Annotated in this window: 15 protein-coding genes; 9 read left to right on the top strand and 6 right to left on the bottom strand. The window is 58.4% G+C overall.

Going from position 1 to position 16,347, the window contains the following annotated elements:
* Position 1: 1 nt before the first annotated feature.
* Positions 2-901, bottom strand: coding sequence for a glycyl-radical enzyme activating protein (locus H2Z33_RS00440; RefSeq protein ID WP_015571034.1), 900 nt, complete (start codon positions 899-901; stop codon positions 2-4).
* 127 nt (positions 902-1,028) lie between these two features.
* Between H2Z33_RS00440 and fsa the strand changes: the two genes are divergently transcribed.
* Positions 1,029-1,691, top strand: a complete 663-nt coding sequence (gene fsa, locus H2Z33_RS00435) for a fructose-6-phosphate aldolase (RefSeq protein WP_017384896.1) — start codon at positions 1,029-1,031, stop codon at positions 1,689-1,691.
* Between the two features lie 86 nt (positions 1,692-1,777).
* Here the strand turns inward: fsa and moeB are convergent, their stop codons facing one another.
* Both moeB and moeA read right to left on the bottom strand, forming a co-directional pair.
* Positions 1,778-2,530, bottom strand: a complete 753-nt coding sequence (gene moeB, locus H2Z33_RS00430) for a molybdopterin-synthase adenylyltransferase MoeB (protein ID WP_063134814.1) — start codon at positions 2,528-2,530, stop codon at positions 1,778-1,780.
* A 1-nt stretch (position 2,531) separates the two neighbouring features.
* On the bottom strand, positions 2,532-3,764 hold the full coding sequence (gene moeA / locus H2Z33_RS00425) for a molybdopterin molybdotransferase MoeA (protein ID WP_045142271.1): 1,233 nt from the start codon (positions 3,762-3,764) through the stop codon (positions 2,532-2,534).
* Positions 3,765-3,953: 189 nt separating this feature from the next.
* On the opposite strand from moeA, the gene iaaA reads away from it, so the two are divergent.
* The 5 genes from iaaA to gsiD are packed head-to-tail and all read left to right on the top strand — an operon-like array spanning position 3,954 to position 10,176.
* On the top strand, positions 3,954-4,892 hold the full coding sequence (gene iaaA, locus H2Z33_RS00420; RefSeq protein ID WP_015571030.1) for a beta-aspartyl-peptidase: 939 nt from the start codon (positions 3,954-3,956) through the stop codon (positions 4,890-4,892).
* Between the two features lie 11 nt (positions 4,893-4,903).
* On the top strand, positions 4,904-6,775 hold the full coding sequence (gsiA, locus tag H2Z33_RS00415; RefSeq protein ID WP_032668745.1) for a glutathione ABC transporter ATP-binding protein GsiA: 1,872 nt from the start codon (positions 4,904-4,906) through the stop codon (positions 6,773-6,775).
* 23 nt (positions 6,776-6,798) lie between these two features.
* A complete protein-coding gene (gene gsiB / locus H2Z33_RS00410) occupies positions 6,799-8,337 on the top strand; it encodes a glutathione ABC transporter substrate-binding protein GsiB (RefSeq protein ID WP_015571028.1) in 1,539 nt (512 codons plus the stop codon).
* 5 nt (positions 8,338-8,342) lie between these two features.
* Entirely contained in the window at positions 8,343-9,263 is a 921-nt protein-coding gene (gene gsiC, locus H2Z33_RS00405; RefSeq protein ID WP_198091814.1) for a glutathione ABC transporter permease GsiC, read from the top strand.
* A gap of 1 nt (position 9,264) precedes the next feature.
* Positions 9,265-10,176, top strand: a complete 912-nt coding sequence (gene gsiD / locus H2Z33_RS00400) for a glutathione ABC transporter permease GsiD (RefSeq protein WP_015571027.1) — start codon at positions 9,265-9,267, stop codon at positions 10,174-10,176.
* A gap of 63 nt (positions 10,177-10,239) precedes the next feature.
* On the opposite strand, the gene rimO is transcribed toward gsiD, so the two are convergent.
* Positions 10,240-11,565, bottom strand: a complete 1,326-nt coding sequence (rimO, locus tag H2Z33_RS00395) for a 30S ribosomal protein S12 methylthiotransferase RimO (protein ID WP_063134815.1) — start codon at positions 11,563-11,565, stop codon at positions 10,240-10,242.
* A gap of 217 nt (positions 11,566-11,782) precedes the next feature.
* On the opposite strand from rimO, the gene bssR reads away from it, so the two are divergent.
* Positions 11,783-12,166, top strand: a complete 384-nt coding sequence (bssR, locus tag H2Z33_RS00390; protein WP_003858412.1) for a biofilm formation regulator BssR — start codon at positions 11,783-11,785, stop codon at positions 12,164-12,166.
* 106 nt (positions 12,167-12,272) lie between these two features.
* On the top strand, positions 12,273-13,391 hold the full coding sequence (locus tag H2Z33_RS00385) for a PQQ-dependent sugar dehydrogenase (RefSeq protein WP_017384889.1): 1,119 nt from the start codon (positions 12,273-12,275) through the stop codon (positions 13,389-13,391).
* Here H2Z33_RS00385 and H2Z33_RS00380 read toward each other — a convergent pair whose 3' ends face one another.
* Positions 13,392-14,018, bottom strand: a complete 627-nt coding sequence (locus H2Z33_RS00380; protein WP_017384888.1) for a glutathione S-transferase family protein — start codon at positions 14,016-14,018, stop codon at positions 13,392-13,394.
* A gap of 243 nt (positions 14,019-14,261) precedes the next feature.
* On the opposite strand from H2Z33_RS00380, the gene dacC reads away from it, so the two are divergent.
* Entirely contained in the window at positions 14,262-15,467 is a 1,206-nt protein-coding gene (gene dacC, locus H2Z33_RS00375) for a serine-type D-Ala-D-Ala carboxypeptidase (protein ID WP_023296184.1), read from the top strand.
* 86 nt (positions 15,468-15,553) lie between these two features.
* Here dacC and deoR read toward each other — a convergent pair whose 3' ends face one another.
* Positions 15,554-16,312, bottom strand: a complete 759-nt coding sequence (gene deoR, locus H2Z33_RS00370) for a DNA-binding transcriptional repressor DeoR (protein WP_017384886.1) — start codon at positions 16,310-16,312, stop codon at positions 15,554-15,556.
* Between the last annotated feature and the right edge of the window lie 35 nt (positions 16,313-16,347).

Genomic DNA, 16,347 nt, shown 5'->3' with positions numbered 1-16,347 from the left:
TTTATCCTCGTAAGGTCGCGGTTAACCCTTTCTGGCAGGCATACTGCTGCGCGAAGTCCAGCAGGGCAGGGTTATCCAGCGGTTTGTCAGGGGCAGAGTAGGGTTGGCCGAGCAGGGTGTATTTGTTCATGCCCAGCGTGTGATACGGCAGAAAATGAATATCGTGAACGCCGAGTTCGTCGGCGGCGAAATTGGTAATGGCGGTAACCGACGCTTCATCGGCGTTAAAGCCCTGGATCAGCGGCACGCGAATGGTGATTTTTTTCCCGGCGGCAGCCAGGCGCTTCAGGTTGTCCAGGATCCGTCTGGCTGAGCCATCGGTCCACTGTTTGAATACGTCACTGTCCACATGCTTCAGGTCCGCCAGGAACAGATCGACATACGGCAGTGACGGCTCGATATAATGCCAGGGCACGTGAAGGCAGGTTTCAACGGCGGTATGAATGCCTTGTTCATGGCTGGCTTTAAACAGGGCGTGTGCCAGCGCCGGGTTCATGAACGGCTCGCCGCCGGAGAGGGTGATCCCGCCGCCGCTGCGGTCGTAGAAGGGCTTGTCGCGCAGCACGGTGGCCATAATCTCCTCCACCTGCTTCTCTTCACCGCAGACGGTAAGCGCCTGGGTCGGGCAGCAGTCGGTAAGGGCAGTAAGCGTCTCGTCGTTAAGCTTCTCACGATGAATGACCAGCCCGTTCAGCGCGCGTTCAACACACCCCGGCGCGGCCTGCTGACACAGGTCACAGCCGTCCAGGCACAGACGGGCATCAAACAGGACGTCCCGCGTGCGGGAGCGGCTTTCCGGGTTCTGACACCAGCGACAGCCCAGCGAGCAGCCTTTCAGGAATACCACGGTTCGAATACCGGGGCCGTCGTGGGTGGAGTAACGCTGTATATTGAAGATCATTGTCTTGCCCTCTAATTACATATGAAGATTAAATTACTTTCGAATGAAAGTTATCTTGATATGGGTCAATTCCTGAGCAGGTTTTGCTGTGATAGGGTAAGTGCAGGCTAATTTTGAGGGTGACATCATGGAACTTTATCTCGACACATCTGACGTTGCGGCAGTCAAAAAGCTGGCGCGTATCTTCCCGCTGGCGGGCGTGACCACTAACCCAAGCATTGTGGCGGCGGGTAAAACGCCTCTGGAAGAGCTGCTGCCCGCGCTGCACGACGCGCTGGGCGGCAAGGGCCGGCTGTTCGCTCAGGTGATGGCGAAGACCGCCGAGGGAATGGTGGAAGACGCACGTAAGCTGCGCGCGATAATCAATGACCTGGTGGTGAAAGTGCCCGTGACCGCTGAAGGACTGGCGGCGATCAAAATGCTGAAAGCAGAAGGGATCCCGACGCTGGGTACGGCGGTGTATGGCGCAGCACAGGGGATGCTCTCCGCACTGGCGGGGGCTGAGTATGTGGCTCCTTATGTAAATCGCGTGGACGCACAGGGCGGGGACGGGATCCAGACGGTGGTTGAACTGCAACAGCTGCTGACCCTGCATGCCCCGCAGTCAAAAGTGCTGGCGGCGAGCTTTAAAACCCCGCGCCAGGCGCTGGACTGCCTGCTGGCAGGGTGCGAGTCCATCACGCTGCCGCTGGACGTGGCGCAGCAGTTTATTACCTCTCCGGCCGTGGATGCGGCAATTGTGAAGTTTGAGCAGGACTGGCAGGGGGCGTTTGGGCGGACGTCTATTTGACGCTGTTGCCGGGTGGCGCTGACGCTTACCCGGCCTACGCTCGGGCCGTTGTAGGTCGGGTAAGGCGAAGCCGCCACCCGACTTTTTTATTTGCTGCACACCTCACATCCGGGGTTACGCATCAGCTTCATCTCGCGAAACTGGCAGGTCATCGCGTCATACATCACGATTTTACCCGCTGCGGGCGTGCCGTAGTGCGCCAGCACTTTGATCGCCTCCATCGCCTGCAAGGAACCGATAACGCCAACCAGTGGCGCCATCACGCCCGCCTCGACGCAGGTCAGCGCATTCTCGCCAAACAGACGGCTCAGGCAGCGGTAGCAGGGCTCTCCTTCAGCGTAGGTGAAGACGGTGATTTGCCCCTCCATGCGGATGGCCGCGCCGGAAACCAGCGGCGTTTTACGGGCAAAGCAGCCCGCATTGAGCTGGTTGCGAATGGCGACGTTATCGGTGCAGTCCAGCACCAGGTCATGCCGTGCAATCTGGGCAAACAGCGCGTCGTCATCCAGCATCGCGTCAATCAGGGTGAACTGAACGTTGGGGTTAATGCGCGCCAGCGCCGTGCGTGCTGATTCCACTTTAGGCTGACCGACCGTCGCGTCGCTGTGCAGCGTCTGGCGTTGCAGGTTGGACACCGACACGGTGTCGAAATCCAGCAGCGTCATGCGGCCGACACCCGCCGCAGCCAGGTATTGCGCCGCTGCGCAGCCCAGCCCGCCAAGACCCACAACCAGCACGCTGGCCGCCTTGAGCGCTTCCTGGCCCTCGAAATCAAACCCGCGTAGCACGATCTGGCGGTTATAGCGCATCATCTCCGGGTCGCTCAGTTCCACCGTCATGTCAGCCTCCGAACAGGTGGTTAAAGCGTTCAACTTCAACCCATTCGCCCGCCGCAACGTGGCCGCGATCGCGCTCCAGCACGATAAAGCAGTTACCCTGACTGAAGGAGCTAAAGATGTGCGAACCCTGATGCCCGGTGGTGCTCACCTCCAGCTCGCCGTCGGCGTTGCGCGCCAGAATGCCGCGCTGGAAATCGAGACGGCCCGGTGATTTTTTGAGGCGCGTTGCCGCCCGCACGCGCACACGCTCCGGCAGCGGGCTGGCATTGTTGCCTGAAAGCTTCGCCAGCAGCGGGATCACCAGCTGGTAGAAGGTCAGCGCGGCAGAGACCGGGTTACCCGGCAGGCCACAGAACCAGCTGTGCGGAAGTTTGCCAAACGCGAACGGTTTGCCCGGTTTAATCGCCAGCTTCCAGAAGGCGATTTCGCCCAGCTCTTCAAGCAGGGTTTTGGTGTAATCCGCTTCGCCAACCGATACGCCGCCGGAGCTGATCACCACGTCGGCAGAGGCGTCAGCGTCGATAAACGCCGCGCGCAGTTTTTGCGGATCGTCAGGAATGATACCGAGGTTAATCACCTCGCAGCCCAACTGCTCAAGCATCAGGTGCACCGCCAGACGGTTGGTGTCGTAAATCTGCCCCTCGTTCAGCGGCTGACCCGGAAGCTGTAGCTCATCTCCCGTGGAGAACACCGCCACGCGCACTTTGCGGACCACGTCAATCTCCGCGATGCCAAGCGATGCCAGCACCGGCAGTTCGGCGACCGTCAGCTTTTGCCCGGCGGCAAAGACCGTTGCGCCCAGGGTAATGTCTTCCCCGATGTGGCGGATATTCTGTCCCGCTTTGACGCTGGCGGTAAAGCGCACGCCGTCGTCCGTTTGTTCGGTCTCTTCCTGCATCACCACGGCTTCACAGCCCTTTGGCACCGGTGCCCCGGTCATAATGCGCACGCAGGTGCCCGCTGGCCACTCACCGTTAAACGGCTGCCCGGCAAACGCTTTACCTGCCACCGGCAGCGGCTGACCCGTTTGCAGATCCGCCAGACGTACGGCATAGCCGTCCATCGCCGCGTTATCGAACCCCGGCACGTTCAGCGGCGAGACGATATCGCGCGCGGCAATACGGCCAAAACAGCGCACAAGCGGCAGTGTCTCAACGTCGTGCAGTGGAGTAATGCGGTCAAGCATCTGCGAGAGTGCCGTCTCAAGCGGCATCAGTCCGGCGGTAAAATCCATGGTGGGCTCCTGCGGAGTAACAACGAAAGCGCTCATTATGGCAGAAAAGTGCGGCTAACTGTATGACCCGATGGGTGTACGCTTTACATCACAGTTGCGTCTTTCTATATTCAAAAATCATCTGAAGATTCGTCGACGATAATGATATTTATAGAAAAAGCAGCCAGCCAGGCTAATGGGTGATGCGAAATGAGTAAAGCGGTTATCGCAATTCATGGCGGTGCCGGGGCAATCACCCGTGCACAGCTCAGTCCCGAGCAGGAGAAGCGTTATATTGATGCGCTGAACGCCATTGTGGAAACAGGCCAGCGGATGCTGGAAGCGGGCGACAGCGCGCTGGACGTGGTGACCGAAGCAGTACGTCTGCTGGAGGAGTGCCCGCTGTTTAATGCCGGTATTGGCTCGGTCTTTACGCGCGATGAAACGCACGAGCTGGATGCCTGCGTGATGGACGGCGTCACCCTGAAGGCGGGCGCGGTAGCGGGCGTCAGCCGTCTGCGTAATCCGGTGCTGGCCGCGCGTCTGGTGATGGAACAAAGCCCGCATGTGCTGCTGGCCGGGGCGGGGGCGGAAAAATTTGCCGTCGAGCACGGGATGGACACGGTCTCGCCCGATCTTTTTTCCACCGAGGAGCGTTACCGGCAACTGCTGGAGGCCCGTACAGCGGGGATGACGCAGCTGGACCATGCCGCGCCGCTCGATGAACGCAGCAAAATGGGCACGGTAGGCGCGGTGGCGCTGGATAAAGCCGGTAACCTCGCCGCCGCGACGTCGACAGGCGGTATGACCAACAAACTTCCCGGTCGCGTCGGCGACAGCCCGCTGCCGGGGGCCGGGTGTTACGCCAATAACGCCACCGCGGCGGTGTCATGCACCGGCACCGGCGAAGTGTTTATCCGCGCGCTGGCGGCCTACGACATTACCGCGCTAATGGATTACGGCGGATTAAGCCTGAGTGAGGCCTGCGAGCGGGTAGTGATGGAGAAACTGCCGGCGCTGGGCGGGATTGGCGGCTTAATTGCGGTGGATCGGGAGGGCAACGTGGCTCTGCCGTTCAACAGTGAAGGGATGTACCGGGCGTGGGGGTATGCCGGCGATGCGCCCAGCACAGGCATTTATCGTGAATAAGGGGGCATTGCGTGCCGCACCGTGAAGAGCTGGACAACTGCGAAGTGCTGGCTGTCCACCAACTGAATATTGCGTTTCAGGAAGAGCGGCAGTTCATCCCCGCAGTACAGAATTTATCGTTTTCGCTCAGGCGCGGCGAGACGCTGGCGATTGTTGGCGAATCAGGTTCCGGTAAATCCGTTACCGCGCTGGCGCTGATGCGTCTGCTTGAGCAGACGGGCGGGCAGGTCACCAGCGAGCGGATGCTGTTGCGCCGTCGCAACCGTCAGGTTATCGATCTCAACGAGCTGAGTGCGTCCCAGATGCAGGGGGTGCGCGGGGCAGATATTGCGATGATTTTTCAGGAGCCGATGACCTCCCTGAACCCGGTTTTTCCGGTGGGCGAGCAGATTGCCGAATCTATCCGCCTGCATCAGGGACTGAGCGGTGATGAGGCGCTCAACGAAGCAAAACGGATGCTGGAGCTGGTGCGTATCCCTGAGGCGCACGCGATTTTGTCCCGCTATCCGCATCAGCTTTCCGGCGGCATGCGCCAGCGGGTGATGATTGCGATGGCGCTGTCGTGCCGTCCGGCGGTGCTCATTGCGGACGAACCCACCACGGCGCTGGATGTCACCATTCAGGCCCAGATCCTGCAACTGATTAAGGTATTGCAGCAGGAGATGGAGATGGGGGTGATTTTCATCACCCACGATATGGGGGTGGTGGCGGATATTGCCGATCGGGTGCTGGTTATGCATCAGGGCAATGCCGTGGAAACCGGCACGGTGGAGCAGGTCTTTCATGCGCCGGTGCATTCTTATACCAAAGCGCTGCTGGCGGCGGTCCCGCGTCTGGGGGCCATGAATGGCAGTGATTTTCCGCGCCGTTTTCCGCTGTTCTCACAGACCGAACAGGGCCAGCAGGAAGACGAAACCGAGCAGGATACGGTGGTTCCCGGCAGGCCAATCCTCGAAGTGCGTGACCTGGTGACCCGTTTCCCGCTGCGTAGCGGGATCCTCAATCGCGTGAAGCGCGAAGTGCATGCGGTTGAAAACGTCAGTTTTGATCTCTGGCCGGGCGAAACGCTGGCGCTGGTGGGGGAGTCCGGCTGCGGTAAATCCACCACCGGACGGGCGCTGCTCAGGCTGGTGGCGTCGCAGGAGGGGAGCATCACCTTCAACGGTGAGCGCATCGACACGCTTCCTAACAGTAAATTGCAGGCGGTGCGCCGGGATATTCAGTTTATATTCCAGGATCCTTATGCGTCGCTCGATCCGCGCCATACGGTGGGGTACTCGATTATGGAGCCGCTGCGGGTGCATAACCTGCTCGACGGTGAAGCCGCGCAGCGCCGCGTCGCATGGCTGCTGGAGCGCGTGGGCCTGAAGCCGGAGCATGCCTGGCGTTATCCGCACGAATTTTCTGGCGGTCAGCGTCAGCGTATCTGCATTGCGCGGGCATTGGCCCTCAATCCGAAAGTGGTGATTGCGGATGAGTCCGTGTCAGCGCTGGATGTCTCTATCCGCGCGCAAATCATCAATCTCCTGCTCGATTTACAGCGGGATTTGGGCATTGCGTTTCTGTTTATCTCCCACGATATGGCGGTGGTGGAGCGGATCAGCCATCGCGTGGCGGTGATGTACATGGGGCAAATTGTTGAAATCGGCCCCCGTCGGGCGGTGTTTGAAAACCCGCAGCACCCGTACACCCGCAAGCTGATGGCTGCCGTACCGGTTGCCGATCCTGAGCATCGTCACGCCCAGCGCGTGCTGTTGCAGGACGAAATGCCGAGCAATATTCGTAAACGGGGCGAAACCCTGGAGCGCGTGGCGCTGCGTGAGGTGGGACCCGGTCATTTTGTCGCACCACCGCGTCAGGGCAATGCATTCTCGCGGTTATAACTTACAACAGGCAGGAGAACACAATGGTTCCTTTTGTTGCTCGTAAATGGCTGCTGGCCGCGAGCGTGACGGCTGCGCTGGCCGCCGCCCCCGCGTTCGCGGCGAAAGATGTGGTGGTGGCTGTGGGGTCTAACTTCACGACCCTGGATCCCTATGATGCCAACGACACTCTTTCTCAGGCGGTGGCAAAATCCTTCTACCAGGGGCTGTTCGGCCTGGACCGCGAAATGAAGCTGAAAAACGTGCTGGCGGAAGGCTATACCGTGTCGGACGACGGGCTGGTCTATACCGTTAAGCTCCGTACCGGCGTGAAGTTCCAGGATGGCACCGACTTCAACGCCGAGGCGGTTAAGGTCAACCTGGATCGTGCCAGCAATCCGGAAAACGGTCTTAAACGCTACAACCTGTATAAAAATATCGCCCAAACCGAGGTGGTTGATCCGGCAACGGTGAAGATCACCCTCAAAGAGCCGTTCTCGGCGTTTATCAATATCCTGGCGCATCCCGCGACGGCGATGATTTCGCCCGCCGCCCTGAAAAAATACGGCAAAGAGATTGGCTTCCACCCGGTGGGGACCGGACCGTACGAACTGCTCACCTGGAACCAGACCGATTTTGTGAAGGTGAAAAAATTCGCCGGATACTGGCAGCAGGGGCTGCCGAAACTGGATACCATCACCTGGCGGCCGGTAGTGGACAACAACACCCGCGCCGCAATGCTGCAAACCGGCGAAGCGCAGTTTGCCTTCCCGATCCCGTACGAACAGGCGGCGCTGCTGGCGAAAAACAGCAAGCTGGAACTGGTGGCCAGCCCGTCGATTATGCAGCGCTACATCAGCATGAACGTCACGCAGAAACCGTTTGATAACCCGAAGGTGCGTGAAGCCATCAACTACGCCATTAACCGCCAGGCGCTGGTGAAGGTGGCCTTTGCCGGCTACGCCACCCCGGCGACGGGCGTGATGCCGCCAACCATTGAGTACGCGCAAAGCTATCAGCCGTGGCCTTACGATCCGGCGAAAGCGCGGGAACTGCTGAAAGAGGCGGGCTATCCGAACGGCTTTAGCACTACGCTGTGGTCGTCGCATAACCACAGTACCGCGCAGAAGGTGCTGCAATTTACCCAGCAGCAGCTGGCGCAGGTGGGCATTAAAGCCAGGGTTACGGCGATGGATGCCGGACAGCGAGCGGCGGAAGTGGAAGGCAAAGGACAGAAAGAGAGCGGAGTGCGGATGTTCTACACCGGCTGGACGGCTTCAACCGGAGAAGCGGACTGGTCCCTGTCGCCGCTGTTTGCTTCCCAGAACTGGCCGCCAACGCTGTTCAATACCGCGTTCTACAGTAATCCGCAGGTGGATAAAGATCTGGCCGATGCCCTAAAAACCACCAAACCGGAAGAGAAAGCACGCCTGTACAAGGAGGCGCAGGATATTATCTGGAAAGAGTCGCCGTGGGTGCCGCTGGTGGTGGAAAAACTGGTCTCAGCCCACAACAAAGCGCTGACCGGTTTTTACATCATGCCGGATACGGGCTTTAGCTTTGATGACGCGGATTTGAAATAAAACTCATGCTGAATTATGTGTGTAAACGCCTGCTGGGGCTTATCCCGACGCTGCTGATTGTGGCCGTGCTGGTGTTTTTGTTTGTCCATATGCTGCCCGGCGATCCGGCGCGTTTGATTGCCGGACCGGAAGCGGATGCGACGGTTATTGAACTGGTGCGTAAACAGCTCGGTCTTGACCAACCGCTGTACAGGCAATTTCTGCGTTACATTGGCAATGTCCTTCAGGGCGATTTCGGCATCTCAATGGTGTCGCGTCGTCCGGTGTCGGAGGAGATTGCCAGCCGCTTTATGCCTACCTTCTGGTTAACGATTGCCAGTATGAGCTGGGCGGTTGTCTTTGGCCTGGGGGCGGGGATTGTCGGCGCCGTCTGGCGCAACCGCTGGCCGGATAAGCTCGGTATGGCGCTGGCGGTCACCGGCATCTCTTTCCCGGCGTTTGCGCTGGGCATGCTGCTGATGCAGATTTTCTCCGTCGAGCTGGGCTGGTTGCCGACCGTCGGGGCCGACACCTGGAAGCACTACATTCTGCCCTCTATGACGCTAGGCGCGGCCGTTGCGGCGGTTATGGCCCGGTTTACCCGCGCCTCGTTTGTCGACGTGCTGAGCGAAGATTACATTCGCACCGCGCGGGCAAAAGGGGTGAGTGAGAAATGGGTCATTCTGAAGCATGGTTTTCGTAATGCGATGATCCCGGTGGTCACGATGATGGGGCTACAGTTCGGCTTCCTGCTGGGGGGCTCTATCGTGGTTGAGAAGGTCTTTAACTGGCCGGGGCTGGGGCGCCTGCTGGTCGACTCGGTCGATATGCGTGACTATCCGGTTATTCAGGCTGAAGTCCTGCTTTTCTCGCTGGAGTTTATTCTTATTAACTTAGTGGTGGATGTGCTTTACGCCGCCATTAACCCGGCCATCAGGTATAAGTAAGATGCGATTACTGAACTGGCGTCGCCAGGCCATTTTAAACGCTATGCCGGGGATCAGGCCGGACCATATTCGCACCCCGTGGGTTGAGTTCTGGCGTCGATTCCGTCGTCAGCCCGTCGCTATGGTCGCCGGGTTGTTTGTGTTACTGCTGATCCTGGTGGCGATTATCGCCCCCTGGATAGCCCCGTTTGATGCGGAAAACTACTTCGACTACGACCGGCTGAACGATGGTCCGTCGATGATGCACTGGTTTGGCGTGGACTCGCTCGGGCGCGATATATTCAGCCGCGTGCTGGTAGGGGCGCAGATCTCACTGGCGGCCGGGGTCTTCGCGGTGCTGATGGGCGCAGCAATTGGCACCGTGCTGGGGCTGGTGGCCGGGTACTACGAAGGCTGGTGGGACCGCATCATCATGCGTATCTGCGACGTGCTGTTTGCCTTTCCCGGTATTCTGCTGGCGATTGCCGTGGTGGCGGTGATGGGCAGCGGCATGGCGAACGTCATTATCGCCGTGGCGGTATTCTCGATTCCCGCTTTCGCGCGTCTGGTACGTGGCAACACGCTGGTGCTGAAGCAGCAGACCTTTATCGAGTCGGCGCGCAGCATGGGAGCCAGCGATGCCACCATCCTGTTCAGCCATATTCTGCCGGGAACGGTCTCGTCTATCGTGGTCTATTTCACCATGCGCATAGGCGTGTCGATTATCTCGGCGGCCAGCCTGTCGTTTCTGGGGTTAGGGGCACAGCCGCCGACGCCGGAGTGGGGCGCGATGCTGAACGAGGCGCGGGCGGATATGGTGATTGCGCCACACGTGGCGATCTTCCCGAGCCTGGCGATTTTCCTGACCGTGCTGGCGTTTAACCTGCTGGGGGATGGGCTGCGCGACGCGCTGGATCCGCGGATAAAAGGGTAGTGCTGTGGAATGTGCCGGGTGGCGGCTACGCCTTACCCGGCCTACAAAAGGGAAGCTGGGTGTTTAAACCCGGCTACCCCACAGGTCATACTCATCCGCGTTTTCAACCTTCACGCGAATAATATCACCCGGCTTAACCTGTGTTTCGCCGTTCAGGTACACCGCGCCATCGATTTCCGGTGCATCCGCCATGCTGCGGCCAATCGCGCCTTCTTCGTCCACTTCGTCGATAATCACCAGAATTTCGCGGCCCACTTTCTCCTGCAAGCGTTCAGCAGAGATCTGCTGTTGCAGCTGCATAAAGCGGTTCCAGCGCTCCTCTTTTACCTCTTCCGGTACCTGGTCCGCCAGCTCGTTGGCCGTTGCGCCTTCAACCGGGCTGTACTTGAAGCAGCCGACGCGATCCAGACGCGACTCTTTCAGGAAGTCGAGCAGCATCTGGAAATCTTCTTCGGTTTCACCCGGGAAGCCGACAATAAAGGTGGAGCGCAGGGTCAGATCCGGGCAAATCTCACGCCACTGCTTGATGCGCGCCAGTTGGCGATCCACGGAGCCAGGACGTTTCATCAGCTTCAGAATGCGCGGGCTGGCGTGCTGTAGCGGGATATCCAGATACGGCAGGATTTTGCCTTCCGCCATCAGCGGGATCACATCGTCAACGTGCGGATAAGGGTAGACGTAGTGCAGGCGCGTCCAGATCCCGAGCTTAGCCAGCTGCTCGCACAGGCCGACCATGCTGGTTTTCACCGGCTCGCCGTTGTGGAAACCGGAGCGGTGTTTGACGTCCACACCGTAGGCGGAGGTGTCCTGGGAGATGACCAGCAGCTCCTTCACGCCCGCGTCGGCCAGGCGTTTGGCTTCTGCCAGCACCTCGCCAATCGGACGGCTCACCAGATCGCCACGCATCGACGGTATGATGCAGAAGGTACAGCGATGGTTGCAGCCTTCGGAAATTTTCAGGTAGGCGTAGTGGCGCGGCGTCAGCTTCACGCCCTGTTCCGGCACCAGGCTCAGGAACGGGTTGTGCTTTGGTTTGGGGACGTAGTGATGAACATGTTCCAGCACCTGCTCGTAGCTGTGCGGGCCGGTGATCTCCAGCACTTTCGGGTGCACTTCGCGGATCTGATCCACCTTCGCGCCCAGGCAGCCGGTGACAATCACTTTGCCGTTTTCCGTCAGGGCTTCACCAATGGCTTCCAGTGACTCCTGGACCGCGCTGTCAATGAACCCGCAGGTGTTGACGATCACCATGTCGGCGTTGTCGTAGCTTGGCACCACGTCATAGCCTTCAGTGCGAAGTTCAGTCAGGATGCGTTCGGAGTCCACCAGGTTCTTCGGGCAGCCGAGGGAGACAAAGCCGATTTTCGGCGGGTGCGTAACATTGCTCATAGGTTAAAAATTCATCAATTATGGAGTTATCAGGGCGGGATTTTACAGCGTATCGCGGGGGATTTATACACTCTTGATGGCGCAGTTGAGGCGGGCAATCGTTGTAACATTGTAAAGAATGTTAATCAGTTATCGTTTATTGATCTCAGGCATTACATTGTACAAAAAATGACCTTATCCTTAATAAGGTAACATGGCTGACAGGGGAGGAAATAGCATGTCCGTTGACAGACTGAAACGCGATCTGCTTAACAAGCTGATCAACGCCCGAATCGACCTGGCCGCATATCTGCAACTCCGCAAGGCGAAAGGGTATATGTCAGTCAGCGAAAGCGAAAATCTGCGTGATAACTTCTTTGAACTTTGCAATTTCATGCGTGAAAAAGCACCCATCCTGAAAGCGCACTACGCTGAAAGCGAATTAGTGGCGCTGCGCCGCGCCGCCGAGGTGCTCTCCATCGCCGGAGTCTGTTTGATGAACGGACGTCACGACTGCCCGAATTTTATTGCCGTTAACGCGGAGAAGCTTGAAAACTGCCTGACCACGCTCGCGCTTTGCATCATGTGTCTGAACAAGCCGGAAACGCTTGCCCGGCACTGAACCCGGGGGAGGCAACTCCCCCTTCTGATTAAGCTTTTGTAAAAGTGGTAACGCACCCGGGAACAGTGGCTAATCTTTAAGCCATATGTCGATAAAGGAGTGCGTTATGCCTCGATCCTCGTTGATTTTCCTTCCAGTCTTGTTATTCCCGCTTTCACTGCTTGCAGCGCCTGAGACGGTTAAGGTCGACGTGCTACAGACAAAACTGGATCACCCCTGGTCGCTGGCGTTTCTGCCAGATAACAAGGGGCTGCTCATCACGCTCAAAGACGGGCAGCTTAAGCACTGGCAGGCTGGAAAAGGGCTCTCCGATCCGATTGTCGGCGTGCCGAAAGTGTGGGCGAGCGGCCAGGGCGGACTGCTGGACGTCGCGCTGGCCCCGGATTTTGCACAGTCACGGCGGGTCTGGCTCAGCTTCGCCGAGGCAGGTAATGATGGCAAAGCGGGTACCGCGGTGGGCTACGGGCGGTTGAGCGATGACCTTTCGCGCATTGAGGGCTTCCAGGTGGTGTTCCGACAGATGCCGAAGCTCTCTACCGGCAACCACTTTGGCGGACGGCTGGTGTTCGACGGCAAAGGCTATCTCTTTATTGGCCTGGGTGAAAACAACCAGCGCCCGACGGCGCAGGAGCTGGACAAGCTTCAGGGCAAGGTGGTGCGCCTGACGGAGGACGGAAAAGTGCCGCCGGATAATCCGTTTGTGAACACCGCCGGTGCGCGCCCTGAAATCTGGTCCTATGGCATTCGCAACCCGCAGGGGATGGCGATGAATCCGTGGAGCGACACGCTGTGGCTCAACGAACACGGACCACGCGGTGGGGATGAGATTAACATTCCTGAGAAGGGCAAAAACTACGGCTGGCCCCTGGCGACGCACGGGATCAATTACAGCGGCCTGAAAATCCCGGAAGCGAAAGGCGAGCACGTTGAGGGCACCGAAAAGCCGCTGTTTGTCTGGAAAGTATCGCCCGCCGTCAGCGGCATGGCGTTCTACAACAGCGACGTCTTCCCGCAGTGGAAAAACAAGCTGTTTATCGGCGCGCTGAAGGAGAAAGACGTCATCGTGCTGAGCGTGAAGGGCAATAGCGTGACGGAGGACGGACGCATTCTGGGCGATAAAGATCAGCGTATTCGCGATGTGCGCGTCGGGCCGGATGGCTATCTGTACGTGCTGACTGACGAGACGGACGGGCAACTGCTGAAAGTCAGCCCGTCCAGGTCGTAATCAGGTCACCGGGATCATCACCACGTTGCGATACGCCGGGCGCTCGCTAAGCTGCTGGATCCAGCGCTCCAGGTGAGGGCGCGGGCTCCAGCTAAGACCCATGTTAGTGAGGTTCCAGACGAAGGGGGCGACGGCGATATCGCCCACGCCGAAGGTGTCGCCGGAGAACCAGGCGTGCTTCGCCAGTTCGTCGTCCATCATCGCGAACAGGGATTCGCAGGCGTCCTGGGCGGCATGAATGGCGGGATAATCACGTTCGGCTTCCGGCGTGCGGACAAGCCCCATCAGGATCACCCGGTGCGTGGGGGAAAGCGTCTGGTTTGCCCAGTCCATCCATTTTTCGCCCTGCGCGCGGCGGGCTGGATTTTCAACCCACAGCCGACCCTGGCCGTACTGCGCGGCGAGATAACGCACGATGGTGTTGGACTCCCACAGCGTGGCGTCTGTCTCGTCATCGCGCAGCAACGGCACCAGTCCGTTTGGGTTCATCGCCAGATAGTCGGCGTCTTTATTCACCCCGAACGCCATGCCAGCCATGATTTGGTTGAACGGTAAATCCAGCTCCTCCAGCGTCCAGAGCACTTTCTTCACGTTAGTCGAATTGTTCCTGCCCCACAGCGTAATCATATTTACTCCCGATGAGATGTGAATCCGAGTCAGCTTTTCGCCATGGTGAGATAAACCTAACAATTACGCAACAGATGCTAAAAAAAACGCCGCAATCAAAGCGTATCTGAATGTTATTGCATAAACTTTAAAAACTTTACCTGGAACAGGTTTCTTTGAACGCTGTAGTGCGCTATTACTCATCGCTTCTTGCGACACGGTGATTGTGACGTGATTTTTAGAATGGACACTCGGGTGGCATTTATGACGCAAAAAACTTCTTCTCTGCGCAGCCTGGCGGCAGGCTCGGCGCTGCTTTTCCTTTTTGCCCCAACGCTCCATGCGGCGGAACAGACGGCGCCCGAAGCGCCGCCTGTCGATGCGCGCGCCTGGATCCTGATGGATTACGCCAGCGGGAAAGTGCTGGCGGAAGGTAACGCCGACGAAAAACTCGACCCGGCGAGCCTGACGAAAATTATGACCAGCTATGTTGTGGGCCAGGCGTTGAAAGCGGGCAAGATCAAGCTGGATGACATGGTCACCGTCGGCAAAGATGCCTGGGCGACGGGTAACCCGGCGCTGCGCGGCTCGTCCGTCATGTTCCTGAAGCCCGGCGATCAGGTCTCCGTTTCCGATCTGAATAAAGGGGTCATTATTCAGTCGGGAAATGATGCCTGTATTGCGCTGGCCGATTACGTCGCAGGCAGTCAGGACTCATTCATTGGGTTGATGAATGGCTACGCGCAAAAACTGGGTCTGACCAACACCACCTTTAAAACCGTTCACGGCCTGGATGCGCCCGGTCAGTTCAGTACCGCGCGCGATATGGCGCTGCTGGGCAAAGCGCTGATCCATGACGTGCCGGATGAGTACGCCATCCATAAAGAGAAAGAGTTTACCTTCAACAATATCCGCCAGCCTAACCGTAATCGTCTGCTCTGGAGCAGTAACGTTAACGTGGACGGCATGAAAACGGGGACGACCGCCGGGGCCGGATACAACCTGGTGGCTTCTGCGACGCAGGGCGACATGCGCCTGATCTCGGTGGTGCTGGGGACGAAAACCGACCGCATTCGTTTTAATGAATCCGAAAAACTGCTGACCTGGGGTTTCCGCTTCTTTGAAACCGTCACGCCGATTAAGCCGGACGCCACCTTCGTCAGCCAGCGCGTCTGGTTTGGGGATAAAAGTGAAGTGAACCTGGGGGCAGGTGAAGCGGGTTCCGTCACCATTCCACGCGGTCAGCTGAAAAACCTGAAAGCCAGCTATACCCTGACCGAGCCACAGCTGACCGCGCCGTTGAAAAAAGGCCAGGTGGTCGGGACGATAGATTTCCAGCTTAACGGCAAATCCATTGAGCAGCGTCCGCTGGTGGTGATGGAAGCGGTGGAAGAGGGCGGCTTCTTCAGCCGGATGTGGGACTTTGTATTAATGAAGTTCCACGGCTGGTTTGGCAGCTGGTTTAGCTAGGTTTTTGCCGGGTGGCGCTGCGCTTACCCGGCCTTCGTTTGAGCCGTTGTAGGCCGGGTAAGGCGAAGCCGCCACCCGGCACAACCTCAATACATCAACTTCACCTGCTGCGCCTTTGCATACGACACCAGCTCGTCATCCGGGCGGCAATCACTGACGATGGCGTCAAAGCGCGACAGTTCCCCCATCCTTGCCGGACGAACCTTGCCAAATTTACTGTGATCAACCACCAGCACATGCTGCTGTGCGGCGTTGAGCGCCCACTGTTTCACCGGTAACTCTTCAAGATTAAAACAGGTTGCCCCCTGTTTCACATTCACACCCGCCGCAGAGTAAAAGGCGATATCCGGACATACATTGCTCAGCGTGTCCTGAATATTCAGCGGTTTGAAGATGGCGTTGCTGGCATGAAACTCGCCGCCGCACAAAATCACCCGGCACGCCGGTTTCTCCTGCAAGGCCAGGAAGGTGTTTAGCGAATAACAGACGGCGGTAAAGGGAACGGTGCTGTCGATGGCCTCGATGATCCACGGGGTTGTCGTACCGCAGTCAAAAAACAGCGTTTGATGCGGCTGCACCAGCGAGGCGGCGAGCCGCGCGGCTTTGCGCTTCTCTTCCACCAGGCGTGTTTTTTGATCGCTTAACAGATAATGGCTGGCGCTACGCGGCTCCAGAACAATATACCCGCCAAGCAGCACAACGGGGGCGCTGTCGCTGTTCAGATCGCGACGAATGGTCATTTCAGACACGCCAAGCAGGGTAGCGGCTTCCTTAAGATGCAGCTTATCGCTGCGCTTCAGCGCCTGAAGTAGCTGAGCAATGCGGTCATCGCGACGTGTTTCCATAGATCCTCGGGCTAAAAAAGTGAGCCCCCGCAGGG

Origin of the sequence: Enterobacter sp. YSU, assembly GCF_016082135.1 — a bacterium.
Taxonomy (GTDB): Bacteria; Pseudomonadota; Gammaproteobacteria; order Enterobacterales; family Enterobacteriaceae; genus Enterobacter; species Enterobacter hormaechei_C.
This window is presented reverse-complemented; position numbering and strand designations above follow the sequence as displayed.

Bases quoted from the DNA above. Each gene is read 5' to 3' on its own strand.
- H2Z33_RS00440 (WP_015571034.1), bottom strand. From the start codon at position 901: ATGATCTTCAATATACAGCGTTACTCCACCCACGACGGCCCCGGTATT.
- fsa (WP_017384896.1), top strand. From the start codon at position 1,029: ATGGAACTTTATCTCGACACATCTGACGTTGCGGCAGTCAAAAAGCTG.
- moeB (WP_063134814.1), bottom strand. From the start codon at position 2,530: ATGACGGTGGAACTGAGCGACCCGGAGATGATGCGCTATAACCGCCAG.
- moeA (WP_045142271.1), bottom strand. From the start codon at position 3,764: ATGGATTTTACCGCCGGACTGATGCCGCTTGAGACGGCACTCTCGCAG.
- iaaA (WP_015571030.1), top strand. From the start codon at position 3,954: ATGAGTAAAGCGGTTATCGCAATTCATGGCGGTGCCGGGGCAATCACC.
- gsiB (WP_015571028.1), top strand. From the start codon at position 6,799: ATGGTTCCTTTTGTTGCTCGTAAATGGCTGCTGGCCGCGAGCGTGACG.
- gsiC (WP_198091814.1), top strand. From the start codon at position 8,343: ATGCTGAATTATGTGTGTAAACGCCTGCTGGGGCTTATCCCGACGCTG.
- gsiD (WP_015571027.1), top strand. From the start codon at position 9,265: ATGCGATTACTGAACTGGCGTCGCCAGGCCATTTTAAACGCTATGCCG.
- rimO (WP_063134815.1), bottom strand. From the start codon at position 11,565: ATGAGCAATGTTACGCACCCGCCGAAAATCGGCTTTGTCTCCCTCGGC.
- bssR (WP_003858412.1), top strand. From the start codon at position 11,783: ATGTCCGTTGACAGACTGAAACGCGATCTGCTTAACAAGCTGATCAAC.
- H2Z33_RS00385 (WP_017384889.1), top strand. From the start codon at position 12,273: ATGCCTCGATCCTCGTTGATTTTCCTTCCAGTCTTGTTATTCCCGCTT.
- H2Z33_RS00380 (WP_017384888.1), bottom strand. From the start codon at position 14,018: ATGATTACGCTGTGGGGCAGGAACAATTCGACTAACGTGAAGAAAGTG.
- dacC (WP_023296184.1), top strand. From the start codon at position 14,262: ATGACGCAAAAAACTTCTTCTCTGCGCAGCCTGGCGGCAGGCTCGGCG.
- deoR (WP_017384886.1), bottom strand. From the start codon at position 16,312: ATGGAAACACGTCGCGATGACCGCATTGCTCAGCTACTTCAGGCGCTG.